Source organism: Nonomuraea sp. NPDC049784 (assembly GCF_040659615.1).
Classification (GTDB): domain Bacteria; phylum Actinomycetota; class Actinomycetes; order Streptosporangiales; family Streptosporangiaceae; genus Nonomuraea.
Genome location: NZ_JBFAMX010000044.1, coordinates 16,277 through 37,045 on the forward strand (window position 1 = coordinate 16,277; position 20,769 = coordinate 37,045).

The 20,769-nt window shown below is 70.3% G+C and carries 18 protein-coding genes, 1 tRNA gene and 1 pseudogene; 12 read left to right on the plus strand and 8 right to left on the minus strand.

All coding sequences use genetic code 11. The features are described 5' to 3' along the window. Window positions 1-90: 90 nt before the first annotated feature. Window positions 91-963 carry a TetR/AcrR family transcriptional regulator gene (locus AB0J09_RS13155; protein WP_360689453.1) on the minus strand — a complete coding sequence of 291 codons (873 nt, stop codon included), beginning with the start codon at window positions 961-963 and terminating at the stop codon, window positions 91-93. Between the two features lie 79 nt (window positions 964-1,042). Then, window positions 1,043-1,987 (minus strand): acyl-CoA desaturase, encoded by a 945-nt coding sequence (locus AB0J09_RS13160; protein ID WP_360689455.1) that lies wholly within the window; start codon window positions 1,985-1,987, stop codon window positions 1,043-1,045. Between the two features lie 300 nt (window positions 1,988-2,287). On the opposite strand from AB0J09_RS13160, the gene AB0J09_RS13165 reads away from it, so the two are divergent. The 12 genes from AB0J09_RS13165 to AB0J09_RS13220 all read left to right on the plus strand — a co-directional run bounded on the left by AB0J09_RS13165 (window position 2,288) and on the right by AB0J09_RS13220 (window position 14,423). Continuing rightward, a tRNA-Gln gene (locus tag AB0J09_RS13165) sits at window positions 2,288-2,359 on the plus strand. Window positions 2,360-2,484: 125 nt separating this feature from the next. Next, window positions 2,485-3,936: a bifunctional UDP-N-acetylglucosamine diphosphorylase/glucosamine-1-phosphate N-acetyltransferase GlmU gene (gene glmU / locus AB0J09_RS13170; RefSeq protein ID WP_360689457.1), complete on the plus strand. Its 1,452-nt coding sequence runs from the start codon at window positions 2,485-2,487 to the stop codon at window positions 3,934-3,936. Then, window positions 3,933-4,910 carry a ribose-phosphate diphosphokinase gene (locus AB0J09_RS13175; protein ID WP_360689459.1) on the plus strand — a complete coding sequence of 326 codons (978 nt, stop codon included), beginning with the start codon at window positions 3,933-3,935 and terminating at the stop codon, window positions 4,908-4,910. Before glmU ends, AB0J09_RS13175 begins: the two co-directional genes overlap by 4 nt. 99 nt (window positions 4,911-5,009) lie before the next feature. Next, window positions 5,010-5,636, plus strand: a complete 627-nt coding sequence (locus tag AB0J09_RS13180) for a 50S ribosomal protein L25/general stress protein Ctc (RefSeq protein WP_360689461.1) — start codon at window positions 5,010-5,012, stop codon at window positions 5,634-5,636. A 64-nt stretch (window positions 5,637-5,700) separates the two neighbouring features. Continuing rightward, window positions 5,701-6,285, plus strand: coding sequence for an aminoacyl-tRNA hydrolase (pth, locus tag AB0J09_RS13185; protein WP_360689463.1), 585 nt, complete (start codon window positions 5,701-5,703; stop codon window positions 6,283-6,285). A 363-nt stretch (window positions 6,286-6,648) separates the two neighbouring features. Beyond that, complete coding sequence (locus tag AB0J09_RS13190; RefSeq protein WP_360689465.1) at window positions 6,649-8,088, plus strand: sugar transferase; 1,440 nt, start codon at window positions 6,649-6,651, stop codon at window positions 8,086-8,088. Beyond that, window positions 8,088-8,852, plus strand: a complete 765-nt coding sequence (locus AB0J09_RS13195; protein ID WP_360689467.1) for a 3'(2'),5'-bisphosphate nucleotidase CysQ — start codon at window positions 8,088-8,090, stop codon at window positions 8,850-8,852. Before AB0J09_RS13190 ends, AB0J09_RS13195 begins: the two co-directional genes overlap by 1 nt. Window positions 8,853-8,871: 19 nt before the next feature. After that, on the plus strand, window positions 8,872-9,786 hold the full coding sequence (cysD, locus tag AB0J09_RS13200) for a sulfate adenylyltransferase subunit CysD (RefSeq protein WP_360689469.1): 915 nt from the start codon (window positions 8,872-8,874) through the stop codon (window positions 9,784-9,786). Then, entirely contained in the window at window positions 9,786-11,048 is a 1,263-nt protein-coding gene (gene cysN, locus AB0J09_RS13205; protein WP_360689471.1) for a sulfate adenylyltransferase subunit CysN, read from the plus strand. The genes cysD and cysN overlap by 1 nt, the downstream gene beginning before the upstream one ends. 89 nt (window positions 11,049-11,137) lie before the next feature. Beyond that, the gene (locus tag AB0J09_RS13210) at window positions 11,138-12,034 is read left to right on the plus strand and encodes a sulfotransferase (RefSeq protein WP_360689472.1); all 897 of its coding nucleotides are present in this window, start codon (window positions 11,138-11,140) and stop codon (window positions 12,032-12,034) included. After that, entirely contained in the window at window positions 12,031-12,921 is an 891-nt protein-coding gene (locus AB0J09_RS13215; protein WP_360689474.1) for a glycosyltransferase family 2 protein, read from the plus strand. Before AB0J09_RS13210 ends, AB0J09_RS13215 begins: the two co-directional genes overlap by 4 nt. Before the next feature lie 569 nt (window positions 12,922-13,490). Continuing rightward, window positions 13,491-14,423 (plus strand): WecB/TagA/CpsF family glycosyltransferase, encoded by a 933-nt coding sequence (locus tag AB0J09_RS13220; RefSeq protein WP_360689476.1) that lies wholly within the window; start codon window positions 13,491-13,493, stop codon window positions 14,421-14,423. On the opposite strand, the gene AB0J09_RS13225 is transcribed toward AB0J09_RS13220, so the two are convergent. The 6 genes and pseudogenes from AB0J09_RS13225 to AB0J09_RS13250 all read right to left on the minus strand — a co-directional run. Next, window positions 14,413-15,306: a sulfotransferase gene (locus tag AB0J09_RS13225; RefSeq protein WP_360689478.1), complete on the minus strand. Its 894-nt coding sequence runs from the start codon at window positions 15,304-15,306 to the stop codon at window positions 14,413-14,415. The two genes, AB0J09_RS13220 and AB0J09_RS13225, sit on opposite strands and share 11 nt — an antisense overlap. Before the next feature lie 59 nt (window positions 15,307-15,365). Next, a complete protein-coding gene (locus AB0J09_RS13230; protein WP_360689480.1) occupies window positions 15,366-16,694 on the minus strand; it encodes a lipopolysaccharide biosynthesis protein in 1,329 nt (442 codons plus the stop codon). Then, the gene (locus AB0J09_RS13235) at window positions 16,691-17,536 is read right to left on the minus strand and encodes a sulfotransferase domain-containing protein (protein WP_360689482.1); all 846 of its coding nucleotides are present in this window, start codon (window positions 17,534-17,536) and stop codon (window positions 16,691-16,693) included. Before AB0J09_RS13235 ends, AB0J09_RS13230 begins: the two co-directional genes overlap by 4 nt. Before the next feature lie 5 nt (window positions 17,537-17,541). After that, entirely contained in the window at window positions 17,542-18,438 is an 897-nt protein-coding gene (locus AB0J09_RS13240; RefSeq protein WP_360689484.1) for a hypothetical protein, read from the minus strand. After that, the gene (locus AB0J09_RS13245) at window positions 18,435-19,715 is read right to left on the minus strand and encodes a hypothetical protein (RefSeq protein ID WP_360689486.1); all 1,281 of its coding nucleotides are present in this window, start codon (window positions 19,713-19,715) and stop codon (window positions 18,435-18,437) included. Before AB0J09_RS13245 ends, AB0J09_RS13240 begins: the two co-directional genes overlap by 4 nt. Further along, window positions 19,712-20,769 (minus strand): annotated as a pseudogene (locus AB0J09_RS13250) (hypothetical protein); the annotation flags it as partial. The gene AB0J09_RS13245 and the pseudogene AB0J09_RS13250, both read right to left, overlap by 4 nt.

Here is a 20,769-nt window from a genome sequence, read left to right on the forward strand (position 1 = left end):
TGACGTCGCTTGGGGAGCAGGGGCACCGAGCCGGCGTTCGGGCACCGCTCATCCGGGCCGGTGGTACCCGCCGAGCCCTTGCCGGGACCGTTACTCGGGGTGGTCCACCTGTTCGAGGCGGGCGGCGCGTTCGGCAAGGCGAGCTTCGCGTTGGCGGATCTTCTCCTCGCGCTCGCGAGCCTTCTCCGCCTCCTTCAGCAGCCGCTCCCGCTCCTTGAGCTCACGCACCCGCGCCTTCTCGGCCTCCTTGAACTCCCTCTGGCGCGCCTTCTCGGCCTCTTTGAGCTCCTTCTCGCGCACCTTCTCCAGCTCCCGCAGCTCCTTTTCGCTGGTGCTGCGCGCCTTGGACGCGGCGGCGGACTGCTCGCGGGTCACGGCGGTGATGGACGGGTTGGGGTTGAGCCCGGTCAGGCCGTTCCACGCCAGGTTGACCAGGTGGGCGGCGACCTCCTCGCGCCCGGGCTTGCGCACGTCGAGCCACCACTGCCCGGTCAGCGCCACCATGCCGACCAGCATCTGGGCGTACATCGGCGCGAGCTGGGGGTCGTAGCCGCGCGCCGCGAACTCGTCGGCCAGGACATCCTCGACCTGGCTGGCGATCTCGCTGATAAGGCTCGCGAACGTGCCGGTGCCGGAAGCGGCGTGGGAGTCGCGTACGAGGATGCGGAAGCCCTCGCTGCTCTCCTCGATGTACTGGAGCAGCGCCAGCGCGGCCCGCTCCAGCTTGACCAGTGAATGGGTGGCGGACAGAGCCTCGGTGATCATGCCGAGCAGCTTCTGCATCTCGCGGTCGACCACGACCGCGTAGACGCCTTCCTTGCCGCCGAAATGCTCGTATACCACGGGTTTCGACACCTGTGCGGTAGCGGCGATTTCCTCGATAGAGGTCCCGTCGAACCCCTTTTCCGCGAAGAGGGTGCGGCTGATGCGGATCAGCTGCTCTCTGCGCTCGCTACCGGACATACGCCTGCGAGATCGGGGTTCGGTCACGGTCTCCATAATGACGGCCACGGATACGTGGCCGTTCATCGGCTGATCGGCGTCAGGCAATGCGCTTCGCCGCCAGCCGCTCAGGCGTCGGCCAGCGGACGTCGTACACCCAGCCGAGCCTCTCGAAGATCCGGATCAGTCCGGCGCTCAGGTCGATCTGGCCCTTGAGCGCGCCGTGCCGGGCGCAGGTCGGGTCGGAGTGGTGCAGGTTGTGCCACGACTCGCCGAAGGACGGGATGGCCAGCCACCAGACGTTGCGCGACTTGTCGCGTACCTGGAAGTCCTCCTCGCCGAAGACGTGGCAGATCGAGTTGATCGACCAGGTCACGTGGTGCAGCAGCCCGATGCGTACGATCGAGCCCCAGAACAGCGCGGTCACCGCGCCCTGCCAGGACCAGGTGACGAGGCCGCCGATCACGCCGGGAAGCGCGATCGAGGCGATGGCGATCGTGCTGAACCACTTGTGCAGCTTGAGCACGTCCGGGTCCTTGCACAGGTCAGGGGCGTACTTCTCCCTGTTGGTCCGCTCGCTCTCGAACAGCCAGCCCATGTGGGCGTAGAGCAGGCCCTTGGACATGGACTTGAAGCCGGGCCCGAAGCGCCACGGCGAGTGCGGGTCGCCCTCCTTGTCGGAGAACTTGTGGTGCTTGCGGTGCGTGGCCACCCAGTCGAGCACCGACATCTCCAGCGACAGGCTGCCCGCGATGCCCATCGCGATCTTCAGCGGCCGCTTGGCCTTGAACGAGCCGTGGGTGAAGTAGCGGTGCAGCCCGACGGTCACGCCGAGCCCGGAGACCACGTAGAAGACGAAGGAGATGGCGATGTCCGTCCAGCCGAGTCCCCATCCCCACGCGAACGGCACCGCGCCCGCGATCGCGATCAGCGGCAGCCCGACGACGAGCGCGAAGGTGAACAGTTCTGCCTTGGATTTCGGCTCGGGCTCGAATTCAGGCTTAGGGGCTGGGGCTGGGGCTGAGCGCTCGGCGAGAACGGTCATGGACGGCCTCCAACGGCATGAATGAGGATGTATGTCCGGGCTACGCCACCGTAACCTACGCAAGCGTAAGTAAGGAAGCCCTAAGCCGTGAATGGGGGGAAGGTGACTCTCTGGCGCACAAGGTGGGTGGGGTTCGTGTCTTGCGTCGTTTGGGGCGGTCTGTTATGCGGGTTGACGCGCTGTGCGTCGCCGCTACCAGGAGACTTCGCCCTCGCGCCGGTGTGGGACGTAATTACGGGCGCGCGCCGGGGCGCGGGCTCGGTATCGTAGGGATGTGTCGGACGCCATGTGTCCGATCTATCCCGGATCGTCTAATCGGCAGGACAAGTGGTTTTGGTCCACTTTGTAGGGGTTCGAGTCCTCTTCCGGGAGCTGTGACCTGCTCCCCGGCGAGAATGTTCGGGGTGCGGCCAGGTATCCTCACGGTGTCGGGAGGGTAGCGGTGCGGTAGCCGTACCAAATGCCCTGATCCGTCCAGCCACAGGGAGCCTCAGTCCGTGAGTGTGCCGCGCCCGGCAGCCGTCATCGTCCTCGCCGCAGGCGAGGGCACCCGGATGAAGAGCCAGACCCCGAAGGTCCTGCACGAGCTATGCGGCCGTGCCTTGGTCGACCACATGCTCGCAGCCGCCCGCGACCTCGGTCCCGAGCAGCTGATCGTCGTCATCGGCCACGCGCTCGAGCGGGTCGGCGGCCACCTGGCCGCCACCAGCCCCGACGCGCGCGCCGTCGTCCAGCGGGAGCAGCGCGGCACCGGCCACGCGGTCCGCACCGTTCTCGAGGAGGTCGGCACGATCTCCGGCACGGTGCTGGTCACGTACGGGGATGTGCCGCTCCTTCGCACCCAGACCCTCGCCGAGCTGCTCGAACGGCATGAGACCGACGGCAACGCGGTCACCGTGCTGACGGCCCACGTGCCCGATCCGACCGGCTACGGGCGGATCATCCGGGACGAGAGCGGCGCCGTCCTGGAGATCGTCGAGGAGAAGGACGCCAGCCCCGAGCAGCGCGCCATCAAGGAGATGAACTCCGGCATCTACGCCTTCGACGGCGACCTGCTCGCCGACGCTGTCAAGCGCGTGTCCACCGACAACGCCCAGGGCGAGGAGTACCTCACCGACGTCCTGGCCATCCTGCGTGGCGACGGCCACCGGGTCGGCGCCTGCGTGGCCGGCGACTACGTCGAGGTCGAGGGCGTCAACGACCGGGTGCAGCTCGCCTTCGCCCGTAAGGTGCTCAATCAGCGCCTGCTCGAAGACCACATGCGCGCCGGGGTGACGATCGTCGACCCCGGCAGCACCTGGATCGACGTCGGCGTGCGGATCGCGCCCGATACCGTCATCCACCCCGGCACCCAGCTCCACGGCGACACCGTGATCGAGGCCGGTGCCGAGGTCGGCCCCGCCACCACGCTGACCGACACCCGCGTCGGCGAGGGGGCGACAGTGCGCAACGCCGTCTGCGACAACGCCGAGATCGGCCCGGAGGCCAACGTCGGCCCCTACGCGTACCTGCGCCCCGGCACGGTGCTCGGCAGCAAGTCCAAGGCCGGCACGTTCGTCGAGATGAAGAACACCACGGTCGGCGAGCGCTCCAAAGTGCCGCACCTGTCCTACGCGGGCGACGCCACGATCGGCGACGACGTCAACATCGGCGCGGCCGTGGTGTTCGTCAACTACGACGGGGTCAACAAGCATCGCTCCACGGTGCGTGATGGCGCGTTCGTGGGATGCGACACGATGCTCGTCGCTCCCGTGACCGTCGGAGAGGGCGCCTACACGGCCGCCGGGTCCGTCATCGACAGCGATGTGCCCCCTGGCGCCATCGGGGTGGCCCGAGCGCGGCAGCGCAACATCGAGAAATGGGTCTTGCGCAGGCGCGCGGGCACGAAGTCGGCCGCGGCCGCCCAGCGGGCGCTGGCCGAGCAAGAGCAGCAGGAGAGTGGGACGTGAGCAGCATCAAACAACCGGGCGAGAAGAACCTCATGCTCTTCTCCGGCCGGGCCTTTCCTGAGCTGGCCGACGAGGTCGCCCAGCACGTCGGCGTCTCCCTGACCCCCACCAAGCTGATCGACTTCGCCAACGGCGAGATCTACGCCCGTTATCTGGAGTCCGTACGCGGCTGCGACGCCTTCGTCATCCAGAGCCACACCGCCCCCATCAATCAGTGGATCATGGAACAGCTCATCATGGTCGACGCGCTGAAGCGGGCCTCCGCCAAGCGCATCACCGTGGTCATGCCGTTCTTCGGCTACGCCCGTCAGGACAAGAAGGGCCGCGGCCGCGAGCCGATCACCGCCAGGCTGATGGCCGACCTGTTCAAGACCGCCGGCGCCGACCGGCTCATGTCGATCGACCTGCACACCTCGCAGATCCAGGGCTTCTTCGACGGCCCGGTCGACCACCTGTTCGCCATGCCGGTGCTGGAGAGCTACCTCAAGAACAAGCTCGACCTGGAGAACACGACGGTCGTCTCGCCCGACACGGGGCGCGTGCGCCTGTCGGAGCGCTGGGCCGACACGCTGGGCACACCGCTGGCGTTCATCCACAAGCGGCGCGACCTCGACGTGGCCAACCAGGTGAAGGTCAGCGAGGTCGTCGGAAAGGTACGCGGCCGCACCTGTGTGCTGATCGACGACATGATCGACACCGCGGGCACCATCTGCAAGGCCGCCGACGCCCTCTACGAGCAGGGCGCCACCAACGTGATCACCGCCGCCACCCACGCGGTCTTCTCCGACCCCGCCGTGGACCGGCTGAAGAACTCCCGGATCTCCGAGGTCATCGTCACCAACACGCTGCCGCTGCCGGAGGCCAGCCGGTTCGACAAGCTGACGGTCCTGTCGATCGCGCCGCTCATCGCCCGCGCGATCACCGAGATCTTCCAGGACGGCTCGGTCACGAGCTTGTTCGAGGGAGACACCTGAAACAAGTAGACTGACACGGTTGCGCTCGTAACGCCTTCCGCTAGGGCGGGTGAGGGGGAGCGCCGACACACCGATCCTCAAGCATCCCTAGGAGATGTCATGTCTGAAGTACGTATCGCCGCCGAGCCGCGCACCGTGTTCGGCAAGGGCGCCGCTCGCAAGATCCGCCGCGCCGACAAGGTGCCCGCCGTTCTCTACGGCCACGGCATCGACCCCAAGCACCTGACCCTGCCCGGCCACGAGGTGCTGCTCGCGCTCCGCACGCCCAACGTGCTGATCCACCTCAAGGGTGAGGGCGTCGACGAGCTGGCCCTGCCCAAGGGCGTGCAGCGCGACCCGATCAAGGGCTTCGTCGAGCACGTCGACCTGCTCCTGGTCAAGCGCGGCGAGAAGGTCACGGTCGAGATCCCGGTCACCACGGTCGGCGACGTCCACTCCGACGGCCTGCTCGACCAGCAGCTCGTCTCGGTCGCGATCGAGGCCGAGGCCACCCACATCCCGACCGGCGTCGAGGTCGACGTCGAGGGCCTGGAGGTCGGCACCGCCGTCACCGCCGGCGACCTCCGGCTCCCGCAGGGCGCCACGCTGGTCGCCGACCTGGACACCGTCATCCTCCAGGTCATCGCCAAGCCGGTCGAGGCGCCGGAGGAGGCCGCCGAGGCCGCCGAGGGCGAGGTCGCCGTGGCTGCCGAGGGCGAGACCGCAGAGGCCACCGCGGCCGAGTAACGGGTCCGATTCGTGAACGGGGTGGCCGGACTCGAGCCGCCCCGTTCCGCTGTAAGAGGTGCACATGGATCGCTGGCTGATCGCCGGACTGGGCAATCCCGGCCCCGAATACGCGGGCAACAGGCACAACGCGGGCTTCATGGTGCTCGACGAGCTCGCCGCCAGGGCAGGCGGGCGGTTCAAGGCGCACAAGAGCAGGGCCGAGGTGTGCGAGACCAGCGCCGCCATCCTGGCCAAGCCTCTCACCTACATGAACCTCTCCGGCGGGCCCGTCAAGGCGCTCTCCGACTTCTACAAGATCGGCCCTGACCGGTTGATCGTCGTCCACGACGAGCTCGACGTCCCGTACGGTGCGCTCAGGGCCAAGCTCGGCGGCGGCGACAACGGCCACAACGGTCTCAAGTCGATCACCAAGGTCCTCGGCACCCGCGACTACCTGCGCGTCCGCTTCGGCATCGGGCGGCCCCCCGGGCGCATGGACCCCGCCTCCTTCGTGCTCAGGGACTTCGCCACCATGGAGCGCAAGGACCTGCCCTTCCTCGTGGACCGGGCGGCCGACGTCGTGGAGTCGCTGATGACCCGCGGCCTGGACGTCACCCAGAACGACTTTCACCGGGCTGATCTGCACATTTCGGGCCCTCCACGCTGATCCCCGCATAAGTCCGTTTCCCTGGTTGCCGGCCCGCTCCACGGCTACGATCCGTGACGTCTGCGGCCGAGAGGAATCACATACCTCTTCGTGGTTGGTATGTTACGCTCGGTAACACGGTTGCAGGATTGAACGCACCCGGCCTGGCCGGGGTACGGCTTTGTGGTCTGTTATCGGAACCGCATCAGGCGTGCTTCGCCATGCCGGGGCTGCCGTCAACCTGCCCAGAGCGGGCCGTCGTCGTCCCGCAGTGCGGCCTGTGCCTGTCCGCCAGGCAGGAGCGAGAGCTGCGAGCTTCGGGCCGTCAGGCCCGAGTCGTTGACGAATGGTCACCTGGAGGCACGTGTGCGCGATGAGGGACTCATGACCGTCGTCAGAGCTGGCCATGTGGCCTCCTGGCGGGTCGGCCCGCGCACGCCGTTCTGGGTTCGCTCCTACCGGTTGCGTGCCGTGCTGGCCGACCTCTGCGGCGCGGGGACGGGGGCCGGGATCGCCTTCTACGTGCGGTTCGGCGGGTTCACGCCGTATGTGCTGCCGTACCTGCTGGTCAGCCTCGCCCTGCCGGTGGTGTGGGGGTGCGCGGTGGCGCTCAACCGGGCCTACGAGCCGCGCATGCTCGGCGTCGGGTCCGAGGAGTTCCGCAGGGTCGTGCAGGCGGGCGTGGCGCTGACCGCGGGCACCGCCATCGGCTCGTACGTGACCAAGACCGACGTCGCACGCGGCTACGTCGTGCTCGCACTGCCACTGGTCACGCTGCTCACGCTGGTCCTCAGGTACGCCCTGCGCCGCTCCCTGCACCGCCGCAGGGCGGCGGGGGAATGCATGCGCAAGGTCGTCGCGGTCGGCCACGCGGCCTCGATCGAGGAGCTGGTGCGGTTCTTCCGGAGGGAGCGCCACCACGGCATGGACGTCGTGGCCGCCTGCCTGCCCGGCGGCACGCCGGGCGACCGCGTGGGCGAGGTGCCCGTCGCGGGCGACCTCAGCGACGTGCCGATCGTGGTCGAGCAGCTCGCCGCCGACACCGTGGCTGTGCTGGCCTGCCCCGAGATGGACGGCCAGGCACTGCGGCGGCTGGCCTGGCGGCTGGAGCGCACGCACACCGAGCTGGTGGTGGCGCCCGCGCTGATGGACGTGGCCGGGCCGCGCACCATGATCAGACCGGTCGCCGGGCTCCCGCTGCTCCACGTGGAGCATCCCGAGCTGGCCGGCGCGAGGCAGCTGGTCAAGAACGTCTTCGACCGGCTGAGCGCGGCCGCGCTCCTGGTGCTGCTCGCGCCCCTGCTGGTGGGGCTGGTGGTGGCCGTCCGCGCGACGAGCCCCGGGCCCGCGCTGTTCAGGCAGACCAGGGTGGGCAGGGACGGCAGGCTGTTCACGATCCTGAAGTTCCGCACCATGCGGCGCGGCTCCGAGCGGCAGAAGATCACCCTGGTCAGCGACCGCGAAGGCGTGCTGTTCAAAATCAGGAACGATCCACGGGTCACGCCGCTGGGCACGCTCATGCGCCGCCATTCGCTCGACGAGCTGCCCCAGCTCATCAACGTCGTGCTCGGCCACATGTCGCTTGTCGGCCCCCGCCCCCCGCTGCCCGACGAGGTGGCGCGTTACGGTGATGACGTGCGGAGACGGCTCCTCGTACGGCCCGGGCTGACCGGGTTGTGGCAGGTCAGTGGTAGATCTGACCTATCTTGGGAGGAATCCGTACGTCTAGACCTGCGTTACGTGGAGAACTGGTCCCTCACGCTCGACCTCCAGATCCTGTGGAAAACTTGGTCGGCCGTCGCCCGCGGGCAAGGAGCTTATTGATGACGATTCGCGACGACCACGCACTCGCCGCTGATCTGGCGACCGAGGCGGGCGAGCGGTTGCTGCAGGTTCGCGAGCGCACGGGTTTCGCCGACGCGGCCGCGCTACGGGCCGAGGGTGACCGGTCCTCCCACGTCTTCCTCATGGAGTCGCTGGCCAGGCTCCGGCCGAGCGACAGCGTGCTGTCGGAGGAGGCCACGCGCGAGGAGCGGCTCGACCCGCGCAGGCTCAGCGCGTCCCGGGTGTGGATCGTCGATCCCCTCGACGGCACTCGCGAGTTTTCCGAGGAGGGCAGGCCCGACTGGGCCGTCCACGTGGCGCTGTGGGAGAGCGGCAGGCTGGCCGCGGGCGCCGTGGCGCTCCCCGCCCAGGGCCGCACGCTGACCACGGCCGACCCGCCCAAGCCGCCCTCCTATGACGGGGGGCGGTTCCGCATCGCGGTGAGCCGTACGCGGCCGCCCGAGTTCGTGCGGAGGCTGGCCTACCTCGTCGGGGCCGACCTGGTTCCCATCGGTTCCGCGGGGGCGAAGATCTCGGCGGTGCTCACCGGCGAGGTCGAGGCGTACGTACACGCCGGGGGTCAGTACGAGTGGGATTCCGCCGCGCCGGTCGCCGTCGCCCTGGCCGCCGGGGTCCACGCGAGCCGAATCGACGGCTCCGAGCTGAGCTATAACCAAGCCGACCCGTCACTACCCGATATCCTGGTTTCCCTACCGGAGCTGGCGACATCCTTGCTCGCCGGGATTCGGGACCTGCACCGCTAAACCGCCGGAGGAAGCTCCCATGCTCCAGCGCGACTACACGACGTCGCAGCTCGACGTGCTCGAGGCCGAAGCCATCCACATCATGCGCGAAGTGGCGGCCGAGTTCGAGCGTCCCTGTCTGCTCTTCTCCGGGGGCAAAGACTCGATCGTCATGCTCCGCATCGCGGAGAAGGCGTTCTGGCCCGCGGCCATCCCGTTCCCGCTCATGCACGTCGACACCAGTCACAACTTCGACGAGGTCATCGAGTTCCGCGACCGCCGCTCCGCCGAGCTGGGCGCGCGGCTGATCGTGGCCAGCGTGCAGGACTCCATTGACGCCGGACGCGTGGTCGAGGAGACCGGGCGGCGCGCCTCGCGCAACCGCCTGCAGACCACCACGCTGCTCGACGCGATCGAGGAGCACGAGTTCGACAGCGTGTTCGGCGGCGCACGCCGCGACGAGGAGAAGGCCCGCGCCAAGGAGCGGGTCTTCTCCTTCCGCGACGACTTCGGCCAGTGGGACCCGAAGAACCAGCGCCCCGAGCTGTGGAACCTCTACAACTCGCGCATCCGCAAGGGCGAGCACATCCGCGTCTTCCCGCTTTCCAACTGGACCGAGCTCGACGTCTGGGACTACATCAGGCGCGAGGGCATCGAGATCCCCTCCATCTACTTCGCCCACACCCGCAAGGTGTTCGAGCGCGACGGCATGCTGCTGCCCGACTCCGACGTCGTGAAGCGCGGCGACGACGAGCCGCTGTTCGAGGCCGTGGTGCGCTACCGCACCGTGGGCGACATGACCTGCACGGGCGCCGTGCAGTCCACGGCCGCCACGGTCGAGGAGATCATCGAGGAGATCGCGGCCACCCGGATCACCGAGCGCGGGGCCACCAGGGCCGACGACCGCTCGTCCGAGGCCGCTATGGAGGACAGGAAGCGAGAGGGTTACTTCTAATGGACATTCTTCGCTTTGCCACTGCGGGAAGCGTCGACGACGGCAAGTCCACCCTCATCGGACGGTTGCTCTTCGACTCCAAGGCGATCTTCGAGGACCAGCTGGAGGCGGTCGAACGGACCTCGCGCGACCGGGGCACCGAATACACCGACCTGTCGCTGCTCACCGACGGACTGCGGGCCGAACGGGAGCAGGGCATCACGATCGACGTGGCGTACCGCTACTTCGCCACGCCCAAGCGGAAGTTCATCATCGCCGACACGCCCGGCCACATCCAGTACACCAGGAACATGGTCACCGGCGCCTCCACGGCCGACCTGGCGATCATTCTCATCGACGCGCGCAAGGGCGTGCTGGAGCAGTCGCGGCGGCACGCGTTCCTGACCACGCTGCTGCGGGTGCCGCACCTGGTGCTGGCCGTCAACAAGATGGACCTGGTGGACTACTCGCAGGAGCGGTTCGAGGAGATCAGGGAGGAGTTCACGGCGTTCGCATCCAAGCTGAACGTCACCGACCTCACCTTCATCCCGATCTCCGCGCTCAACGGCGACAACGTGGTCTCGCGCTCCGAGAACATGCCCTGGTATCTCGGCACGTCGCTCCTGCACCACCTGGAGAACGTCCACATCGCCTCCGACCGCAACCTGGTCGACGTGCGCTTCCCCGTCCAGTACGTGATCCGCCCGCAGCGGGCCACCGAGCAGGCCTTCCACGACTACCGCGGCTACGCCGGCCAGGTGGCCGGTGGCGTGCTGAAGCCCGGCGACGAGGTGGTGCACCTGCCTTCCGGGCTCACGACGCGGATCGCCTCGATCGACACCTTCGACGGGCCGGTCGAGGAGGCGTTCCCACCCATGTCGGTGACGCTGCGCTTCGAGGACGACCTCGACATCTCGCGCGGCGACATGATCGCCCGGCCCAACAACCAGCCTCAGGCGGCGCAGGAGCTGGAGGCGATGGTCTGCTGGATGGCCGACGGGCTCAAGCTGACGCCGCGTTCCAAGCTGACGATCAAGCACACCACCCGTACGGCTCGCGCCCTGGTGCGTGACCTGCACTACCGGCTCGACGTCAACACCCTGCACAGGGACGAGGAGGCGACGTCGCTCGGCCTCAACGAGATCGGGCGGGTGTCGCTGCGGGTCACGCAGCCGCTGTTCGTGGACGACTACGCACGTAACAGGCTCACCGGCGGCTTCATCCTCGTGGACGAGGCCACGAACGGCACCGTCGGCGCCGGCATGGTCATCGACGCCACGTAGGTAGATCTTTTCGGGGTTCGCCAACCCCTTGATTACTCTCCGCGCTAGGGTCATCGCGTTACGTGTTCACGACGCGAAAGCTCTCCTCCGTGACCGACCGCGCGACCACCACCCGGGTCATCTACCTCGGAGGCCTCGGACGCAGTGGCACAACACTGCTCGAGAGGCTCCTGGGTGAGCTGCCCGGCGTGGTCGCGCTTGGGGAGGTAGTGCACCTCTGGGAGAGAGGGGTGCTCGCGGAGGAGCTCTGTGGGTGCGGCACCCCGTTTCCCGCCTGCCCCTTCTGGCGGCAGGTGGGGGAGCGCGCTTTCGGCGGATGGACCCCGGCGTTGGTGGGGAGGGTTCTGACGCTGCGGCACCGCGTCGACCGCACCCGCAGGATCGCGCGCATCGAGCACCCCGACCTGGCCGAGTACGTGCAGGCGTACCGGCTCCTGTACGAGGCCACCGGCGCCCGGGTCGTGATCGACTCCAGCAAGCACGCGTCACTGGCCTGCTGTCTGGTCGCGGGCGGAGTGGACGTACGGATCGTCCACGTGGTCAGAGACCCGCGAGCCGTCGCCCACTCGTGGGCCAGGACCGTCCGTCGCCCTGAGGACGGGCGGCCCATGACCCGATGGGGACCCGCCCGCACGGCGATCCACTGGACGGCCCAGAACGCCGCTCTCGAGCTCCTGCCGAGGCGCGGGGCCCGCGTCACCAGGGTCCGCTACGAGGACCTGCTCGCCGCCCCCGGACCCACGCTCGCCTCACTGGCGCTCGGCCTAGGTCTGACGGAGCCGGACCGGCCGTTCCTCGACGACCGCACGGCCTGGCTCGGCCCCTCCCACACCGCGTCCGGCAACCCGATGCGCTTCCTCGTGGGGCGGGTCGAGCTGCGCAGAGACGACTCGTGGGTGACGGGGTTGCGCGACGGTGACCGGCGGGTGGTCAACGCGCTCACCTGGCCGCTCAGGGCCCGGTACGGCTACCGGGAGGCACCGTGACCCCTTCAGTGTGCGTCGTGGTCCCGACCAGAGGCGACCGGCCGGCGCAACTGCGCGAGGCGGTGGAGTCGGCGCTGTCCCAGGACTACCCGGGGAGCCTCTCCGTGCTGGTGGTCGCCGACGGCGTCTCCCCTGCGCACGTCGACGTGCCGACCTTCGTCCATGTCCTGCCGAACGCACGCACGCCCGGCCTTCCCGGCGCCAGGAACACCGGCATCGCGGCCTGCGACACCGACCTCGTCGCCTTCTGCGACGACGACGACCTGTGGCTGCCCGGCAAGCTCGCCGCCCAGGTGCGGGCGCTGCGCGACCGCGGCGGCGCGTTCGCGAGCTGCGGCATCGAGGTGGAGTACGTCGGGGAGCAGGGTCGCCGCGTGCCCCGCCTGGCCGGTCGCGACTGGGTGACCGTGGACGACCTGGTCCGCTCGCGCATGGTGATGGTGCACTCGTCGACGTTCCTGTTCGAGCGTGGCGCCCTGTGGGCCGACGAGACCGCCCCCCACGGCCAGAACGAGGACTGGGATCTGGCCCTGCGCGCCGCCAAGCGGCGACCGATCACATACGTGGACCGCCCGCTCGTCCGGGTGCGCTGGGGCGAGTCCCACTACGTCGCCCGCTGGGCGGACCGCATTGCCGGGCTCGACTGGATGCTCGCCCGGCACCCCGAACTGGCCGTGGATCCGCGCGGCGCGGCGCGGGTCTACGGCCAGCTGGCCTTCGGCCACGCGGCGCTCGGCCACCGCCGCGAGGCCACCCGCTGGGCCCTCCGCGCGCTGGCGACCCGCCTGGGTGAGCCACGCGCCCCGATCGCCCTGGCGGTGGCGGCCGGCCTCATCTCCGCGCCAACAGTCCTTTCCGCCCTTCACCGTAGGGGGCATGGCATTTGACTCCGCCCAGAACCACCACCCCACCTGTTCCACCCCAACGCCTTCCCGAGGACACCGTCCCGCCCATAACGCTTGGGGACGCGCCGCTTGGGGGCACGCCGCTCCAGGGCACGCCGCTCCGGGACGCGGCGCTCCGGGAGGTGTCGCCTCCAAGTGGGCCGCTCGCGGGTGCACGACTCCGAGACGGCGCGCCGCAGGGCTCGGCACCACACGATCCGGCAGTGCGGTCACCGTCGCGCGGGGACGGGCCACCGCGCGCCTTGCCCAAGGGACATGGCCCGCGCGCCCAAGCGCCCGAAGTACAGCCGACCGCGCCCACCACGGAGGCACAGCCGGCCGCGCCCACCGCCGAGGCGCAGGCGGCCAGGTCCGCTACGCCGCCCTATGACGATGAGGCGGCACCGTCCGCCGCGCCGCTGCCAGCCGGACGGGCGGCTGCGCCTGGGACGTCGTCGGCTGCTGGGCGGGCGGCTGCGCCTGGGACGCCCTCGGCTGTCGGGCGGGTGGTTGCGTCTGGGAAGTCGTCGGCTGCTGGGCGGGTGGCTGTGCCTACGACGCCACCGGGTGAGATGACGGCCCGAGGGACGGCGGCGGGGCGTGGTGGGACGCGTTCGCCGTACCCCACGGCTGCTGCCACCGGTCATCGACGCGGTCCGAGCGCCAACACGCCGCGCACGGACGAGCACCCGAGTTCCCAGGCGCCCACCGCCGACCAGGGGCACGTCTGGGCGGCGCTCGCCGGTGGGCGGCGGGTGCAGGTGGGTGGGATCGGGGTGGATGCGCTCACCGAGGATGAGGTGGTCCGAAGGGTGGGGGACGAGCTGGAAGCGGGGAGAGGCGGGCGGATCGTCACCCCGAACATCGACATATGCCGGGCAGCCGCCAAAGACCCCGAGCTCAAAGAGCTGGTGTGCAGTGCGGAGCTGGTGGTGACCGATGGGATGCCCCTGGTGTGGGCGGCCAGGTTGCTCGGCACCCCGGTGCCGGAGCGGGTCACGGGCGCGGACCTCATCTGGTCGCTCAGCAAGCTCGCCGCCCGCTGTGGCTGGCCCGTCTACCTGCTCGGCGGCCCTCCAGGCGTGGCACGGAGGGCCGCGGACGAGCTCACGAGCTGTCACCCGCGGCTGAAGGTGTGCGGGGTCCACGCGCCGCCCTACCACTTCGACGTCACTCCCGAGGGCAGTGCGAGGGTCCGGAGGAGGGTGGTCGCCGCGCGGCCGCGGCTGGTGTTCGTCGGGCTGGGCTTCCCCCGCCAGGACCGGCTCATCGCCGACCTGAGGGAGGAACTGCCGGAGGCGTGGTTCCTGGGGTGCGGGGCGGCGATCGCGTTCGCCGCCGGCTCGGTCTCCAGGGCGCCGGGATGGATGCGACGGACGGGGCTGGAGTGGGCGTACCGGCTGGGCTGCGAGCCGGGGCGGCTGGCGCGCCGCTACCTGGTGGACGACCTGCCGTTCGCGGCACGGATGATGGCCACCTGCCTGGCGAGGCGTGTCAGGTCGTGAGGGCGCGCACGCGGGCCACGTCGTCGGAGCTGAGGCCCCGGTCGGCGTGGTCCAGTGCCCGGCGGGAGTCCATGGGCAGGAAGGCCGTGCGTGACAGGCCCGACCAGGCGAACCCCGTCCCGGCCCTGGACGCCCCCGTGCAGGCCCGCGTGATTCGGCGCTGTGCGACAGGCGTCCAGGCCAGGCCCGCGTAGTCGTACAGACGCTGGAAACCGGTCAGCGGGTCGGCGGCCAGCGACTCGTACGAGGCGATGAGGATGCCGGGAGTACGGGTCAGGATCGTACGGGTCGCCCGCCACAGCGCGGCCGCCTTCGAGACACGGTCCTGGGAGCCGACGAGGGCGCGCAGCTCGAGCAGCTCCGGGTGGTCGCGGACCAGCAGAGGCTGCTCGAGCAGCTCATGGAAGTAGACTGTCCAGCCGAGCCGCTGCCAGCTCGCCACGAACGACACCGGGTCCCGCACCAGCGCGATCACCCGGCACCCTAGCGAAGAGGCGAACCAGCCGGCGCTCAGCACCGCGAACGGGTCGTCCAGCAGCGCCCGCCGGCCCGTCAGACGGCCGAAGGAGAAGGCGGTGCCGTAGCGGAGCAGCCTTGCCAGGTCGTACGGGGAGCGGTTCGCGCGCAGCTCGGAGAGCCAGCGGTAGCGCAGGGCCACGGTGTCGCGGAAGGCGGGTAGCCAGTCGTCGGCGTTGTCGTCGCAGATGTACTGGAACCTGTGGGTCACGGAGGCCCTGAGCACCCCGGGGCAGCGGCCCGGCGGGTGCTGCGGGTTGAGCGGCTCGTTGACGTAGACCAGGTCGCCTCCGGCGGCGAGCATCTTGCCCGTCCAGCTCGTGCCGCTCCTCGGCAGGCCCGTCACCAGCACGGGAGCACGATTCACACAGTGTCCCGGGTACGCGCGCTCATGGCCGGTGTGGCTCGTTCGCGTGTTCATGGCCTCTACTCCGTAGAGGCGGCTCGGTCGCTGGGGAGCCGCCGCCTTCCCTCGTCGCTCTGGTCGCTACGCTCCCGCCGCTCCTCAGTCCAGGCGGCGGCGCTCCCTCGCAGGGCCTGCAGGGTGTGGCGGCCGAAGGGGTGGAGGCCGTAGCGGTGGTGGAGCTGCCACAGCGGGAGCAGGTTCTTGACCAGCATCCCGCCCGACCAGCCGAGCACCGCCCCGAACGCCCCGTGGACGGGGATCAGGGCCACGTCCAGCGCCACCGTGCATGTGATCGCCGCCACCAGGTTGAGCAGGCTCGTGCCCGTGTGTCCCGCGGCCGTCAGCACCACGTCCACCATCCCGCAGGCCGTGGCCACCATCATCGTGCCCGCCAGCACCAGCGCCACCGGCTCGGCGGACCCGTACGAGGGTCCGAACAGCCCCAGCAGCCACGGCGCCAGCGCCGCGTACGCCAGCCACACCGGCCACGTCAGCAGCACCAGCCAGGCAGTGGCGGTCTGGTACAGCTCCCCGGCCCGTGCCCGCTCGCCGTTCGCGAGCGCCGTGACCAGGCGAGCCTGTACGGCCTGCGCCAGCCCCTGGTTCGCGAGCTGCCCGACCACCTTGAACCGAGTGGCGGCCGTGTAGACGGCTGCCTGCGCCGGACCTCCGAGCAGCGCGACGATCACGATGTCCAGCCGCTGGAACACCGCCTGGATGGCCCCGGCCACGGAACGGGGAGCCGTGTACCGCCACAGGTCGCGCCCCGTGCCGGGCAGGTACGGTGTCCGCGGCGCGCGTCCACGCAGCCCGGCCCAGGCCAGGACCACGGCCAGCACGTACGGCGCCCCCCAGGCCATCGGCAACCACGAGGCCGCGTCCGCCGCGCAGACTATGGCCACCAGTACGAGCTGGGAGCAAGGCACCAGCACCCCGTCCACGACGACCGTGGGCCGCATGGCCCCGAACCCCCGGGTGGCGGCCAGCAGCACATCACCCACCACCATGACCGGCAGCAGCGCGGCCACCGGGCCCAGCCGCGGGTAAAGGATCACCCCCGCCAGGCAGGAGGCCACCACGCAGGGCACGAGGGCTGCCCGGATATATCCGGAAATGCCGAGGTAGTCGTAGGTCTTCGCCCGCGCGATGAAGTACACGAGCCCGTTCCCCGCATCCAGCTTCGCGATCCCCGCCGCCATGAGCGCCAGTGCGGTCACCGCGAAGAACGCGCCGGCGTCAGTGGGAGCGAACGTCCTGGTCACGAGCATGACGAGCACGAACTGCGCGAAAGCGCCGAAGGCCGCCCCGGAGACCCCCGCGATCCCGCCCCGCCGGAGGCTCGAGGTCATCGCCGCCACGAAGGCTCACCGCCCAGCCACCGCACCAGCCGCGCGTCGTACGGCTCGAAGTGGTCCCGCAACGCCCGCCCCAGCTCGCGCGGCATCGGCTGCGGCGAGGGACGCCCGTTGTGCCGCTCGAACAGCGGGTAGCCGAGATGCGGCACGCCCAGGAACTCCAGCACCCGGTCGTACACGGTCTCCGGCTCGGCGAAGAAGCGGTGGCTGTCGAGCACCAGGATCCGCTCGCGCCCGACCAGCGACTCCAGCCGCTCGAGCTGGTCGGTGTAGCGCCCGCGGGCCAGGTACGCGTGATGGCGATGGGAGTGGTGCAGGGAGAAGGGCGAGTTACGCAGCAGCTCCTCGGCCCCGGCCAGCCGTGAGGGCTCGAGTTCGACCGCGGACTCGAAGTGCGACTCCGTCTCGAACCCCCTGGCCAGCTCGTGCGCGTGGGCCGAGTACGCCCGCTCCACCGGATCCCGTACCAGGACGATCAGCCGAACGCCGGGCAGATCGGTCGTGATCCGCTCCCCGGCCAGCGGATGGAACAGGTAGTAGGGGGACGACTCGAACGCCAGCGCCCGCGAGCCGTACCGATGCTCGACCAACCCCGCGCTCATCCGCAGCGGAAAGTGGCCCTGATACCAGGACATTCCCCGCCAGTAGCCGACGTCGAAATAGTGCACGCCTTTGTGCAGCACCGGCTTGAGCAGCAGCGGATGCTGCGCCAGCGCTCGGTACAGCGAGGTGGTGCCGCACCGCTGCGCCCCCGCGATCAGGAACGACGGCAGCACCCGCGCCCCCGACGTGAGCCGTCCCGTGGCGCGCGACAACGACAGCACAGACGCCTTCATGGCCCTCATGTGAGCAGCTCCTCGTGGTCGACGGCCGGGTTGAGCCAGGTCTCCGGCGGCCCGAGCGGCATGTGGCCGTCGGCGGTATGCCTGTCGGCCAGCGCGATGAGGTAACGCACGGCGGTCTGCCTGGCCACCGCCGCCGACAACCCCAGGGGCGCGAGCTCGCGTACGGCCCGCGCCACGCACGCCCGTGCCGCGACCGGCGGAGCCATCGAGCGCAGCGCCCGCTGGAAGAAGTGGTGTACGAGGTCGAAGCCGTAGGGGACACCGACCTCGTACCGCTCCCAGTCCCACACCAGTAGCCGCCCGTCGGAGGACGGGCACATGTTCCAGGGCGCGAGGTCCCCGTGCCAGGCCGCGCACGGACCTCCGGTGCCCGCGATCTCCTTGACCGCCTCGAGCAGCAGCGGCCGGGGCACCCGGCCGCGCCGCACCCGCAGCGGAGACAACGCCAGCACCGCCAGCCCGCGCCAGACACCGTGGTGGAGCACGGCCGGCACGGCGACGGTGGCCAGCGGGAGCCCGGCCAGCCTGCGCAGTGCCGCCGCCTCCGTGGTGATCAGCGAGCTCGCCCGCGCGCTGTCGCCGATCTTCACGAACGCCAGCCGCCGCCCGCCCGAGCACGCCTCCAGGATGGGTTTCCGGTTGGCCCGCCGCGCCGGACGCACGTGCAGGACGGTCTCGATGGGCCGTCCGAAGACCTCGCTCAGGTACGCGGCGATGGACCCCTCGCCCGGCACCATGACCGAGGACCACGGATGCCACCAGCGGCGGGGCACCAGACGCCGGGGCACGGCCGCGTGCGGCAGCACGGTGTACGCCCGGGGCGACCCCGGCCCCGGATACAGCAGCCGCACGGTCTCCGCGAGATAGCCGAGCCGGATGGCGGCGTCGTTCACGAGACGTCTCCCAGATGGTTGCGCCACAGCAGGGCGAACGAGATGAGATACAGGCTGAGCGGCGTGACCAGCCCGTCGTAGATGAACATGTAGAGCAGCACCAGCCCCATCACCAGCACCCCGGCCAGCCCGATGGGGCTGCGGTCTCCCCAGTGGCGGCGGATCGCACCCAGGAAGAACGCCACGTAGAGCGCCGCCCCGGTGAACCCCTGCGTGATGATCAGCAGCCAGAGCTGCCCGTCGCTGCCCAGCGGCGGGTGCCCGCAGCCCTCGCACCACTGGGTCCTGCCCGTGGTGATCGTGCGATGGTTGCCCATGGCGTTGCGCGTGTTGCCGTAGCCGATGATCGGCGAGTGCGCGGCGGCCGCGACCGTGGCCGACACGGTGAAGGCCCTGATGTCGTTCGAGTGCGGTTTGTCCAGCCGCTGCGCGAACAGCGACGCGAGCGGGCTCAGCGCGAACACCAAGGCCGCCACCGCCGCGGCCCCGCAGAGCAGCACCCTGGCGCGGCCCCCGAGCCTGAGGACCAGGTAAGTCAGGGCCAGGCCCAGGCCGATCCAGAGGCCCCGGTTGAGCGAGTACACGATGGGGATGGCGGCCAGGGCGAGCAAGACGGCCACGAAGGCCTTCTGCCGCCGCCCGCCGTGCACCCACCAGCCGACCACGAACCACACCAGCAGCACCGACACGTTGCTGCCCCATGCGTTCGCCCACTCGAACGGCGCCTCAGGCCGCGGCGAGGCGAAGCCCAGCACCTTCTGCGTCTGGGCGGCGGTGGGGTGGATGAGGTTCTGTACGAACGAGTTGCCGGCCGCCCAGTCGGGCAGCAGCAGCTCAACCGGCGAGGTGAACGCGAACGAGGGGAAGAACACGCCGAGCAGCCCGCCCGCGACCGTCGTGACGAACAGCACGCCGAGCAGGCGCACCAGGCGCAGCTGCGGCAGCTCGCTCTCGGTCAGGTTGCCGAGGTAGAGCACCATGATCAGGATGGCCACATAGAGTGCCAGCCGCATGACATAGCCGATCAAGCGCCCAGGCCCAAGGTCGCCGTACGTGTCCGGCGGCATCTCGGTCAGCATCAGCCCGCTCACCAGATAGCCGGCGATCAGCAGCAGCCACAGCCCGAACCCGCGCGGCACCCTGATCGGCCGGCGCCGCCACAGCACCATCGCCATCGGCACCGCCAGCACGATCACCGACAGCCCGCCGAACCCCAGGGCCCACCACACCGGATAGCCGACGAGCAGTGCCGTGATCGGCCACGCGGGCCCTCTCACGTCGGCTGGCCGGGGCGCCGGGGGTGCATCGCCTGCATGGGAGTGGTCTCGGCCACCTCCAGCTCGCCGGTCGCCACGAGCTTGCCGAGCTGGGTGTGTGTGCGCGGCTCGAGCAGGGGCACGAACGACGGCAGCGCGTCGGTCGCCGTCACCACGCCGATGATCGGCACGTCGTGCCTGCCCAGCTGCCGTACGGCGGCCCCGACCTGGTCGGAGGTGACCCGGCCCAGCCCGACCAGCAGCAGGGCCGCGTCCGCCCTGGCCAGATCGCGTACGTCGAAGCCGTCGAGCACCGTCAGCGGCAGGCTGACGGCAACCGGGTCGGCCTGCGTCGATTCGCGCAGGTCGGCGGGGAGCGCCTTGACCAGCAGCCGCTTGCCGGGGCACACGGCGACCACGGCGCAGGCCAGCTCGTGGGCCACGCCGGGCTCGCGCGGGCTCGACACGTCGCTCAGCACGGGCAGGCCGGTCAGCCGCTCGACGTCGGCGGCCGTGCGCAGCCGCCTGTCGAGCCGGTCGCGGGCGTAGGCGGCGGCCGAGCCGGCCAGCAGCCCGGCCATGAGCCCGGTGCCGAGGTAGAGCGGCAGGCTGGGGGAGCCGGGCGCGGACGGCGGCGTGGCCTGGCTGATGACCGTGCCGGGGGTCACCGCGACCGTCCTGAGCGCGTCGTACTTCAGCGCGAGCCCGGCGGCCTGCCGGTTGAGCACGCTCTGCCGCTGGGACGCGATCGTGTGCTCGGCACTGCCCTTGGCCAGCCCGCCGAGCTGCTTGATCACCGCGTCGATGGCCGCGTTGACCTGCTTGATCTTGGCCAGGACGGCCCGCTGCTGCTCACTCAGGGCGGCCAGCGCGCTCTCGCGGCGGTTGGTGAGGTACGCCTGGGCGTACGCGCGGGACTGGTCGGCCGCGACCGTGGCGTCGGAGGCGGTCACCGAGATCCACAGCACCGCCGAGTTGGGCGGCACCGAGACCTCGACGGGCTCGGGTGTCTCGACTCCCAGCGTCGTGGGGGGGCGGGCCGGGCCCGCCCGGGGGGCGGCGAGTCGCTTGTCGA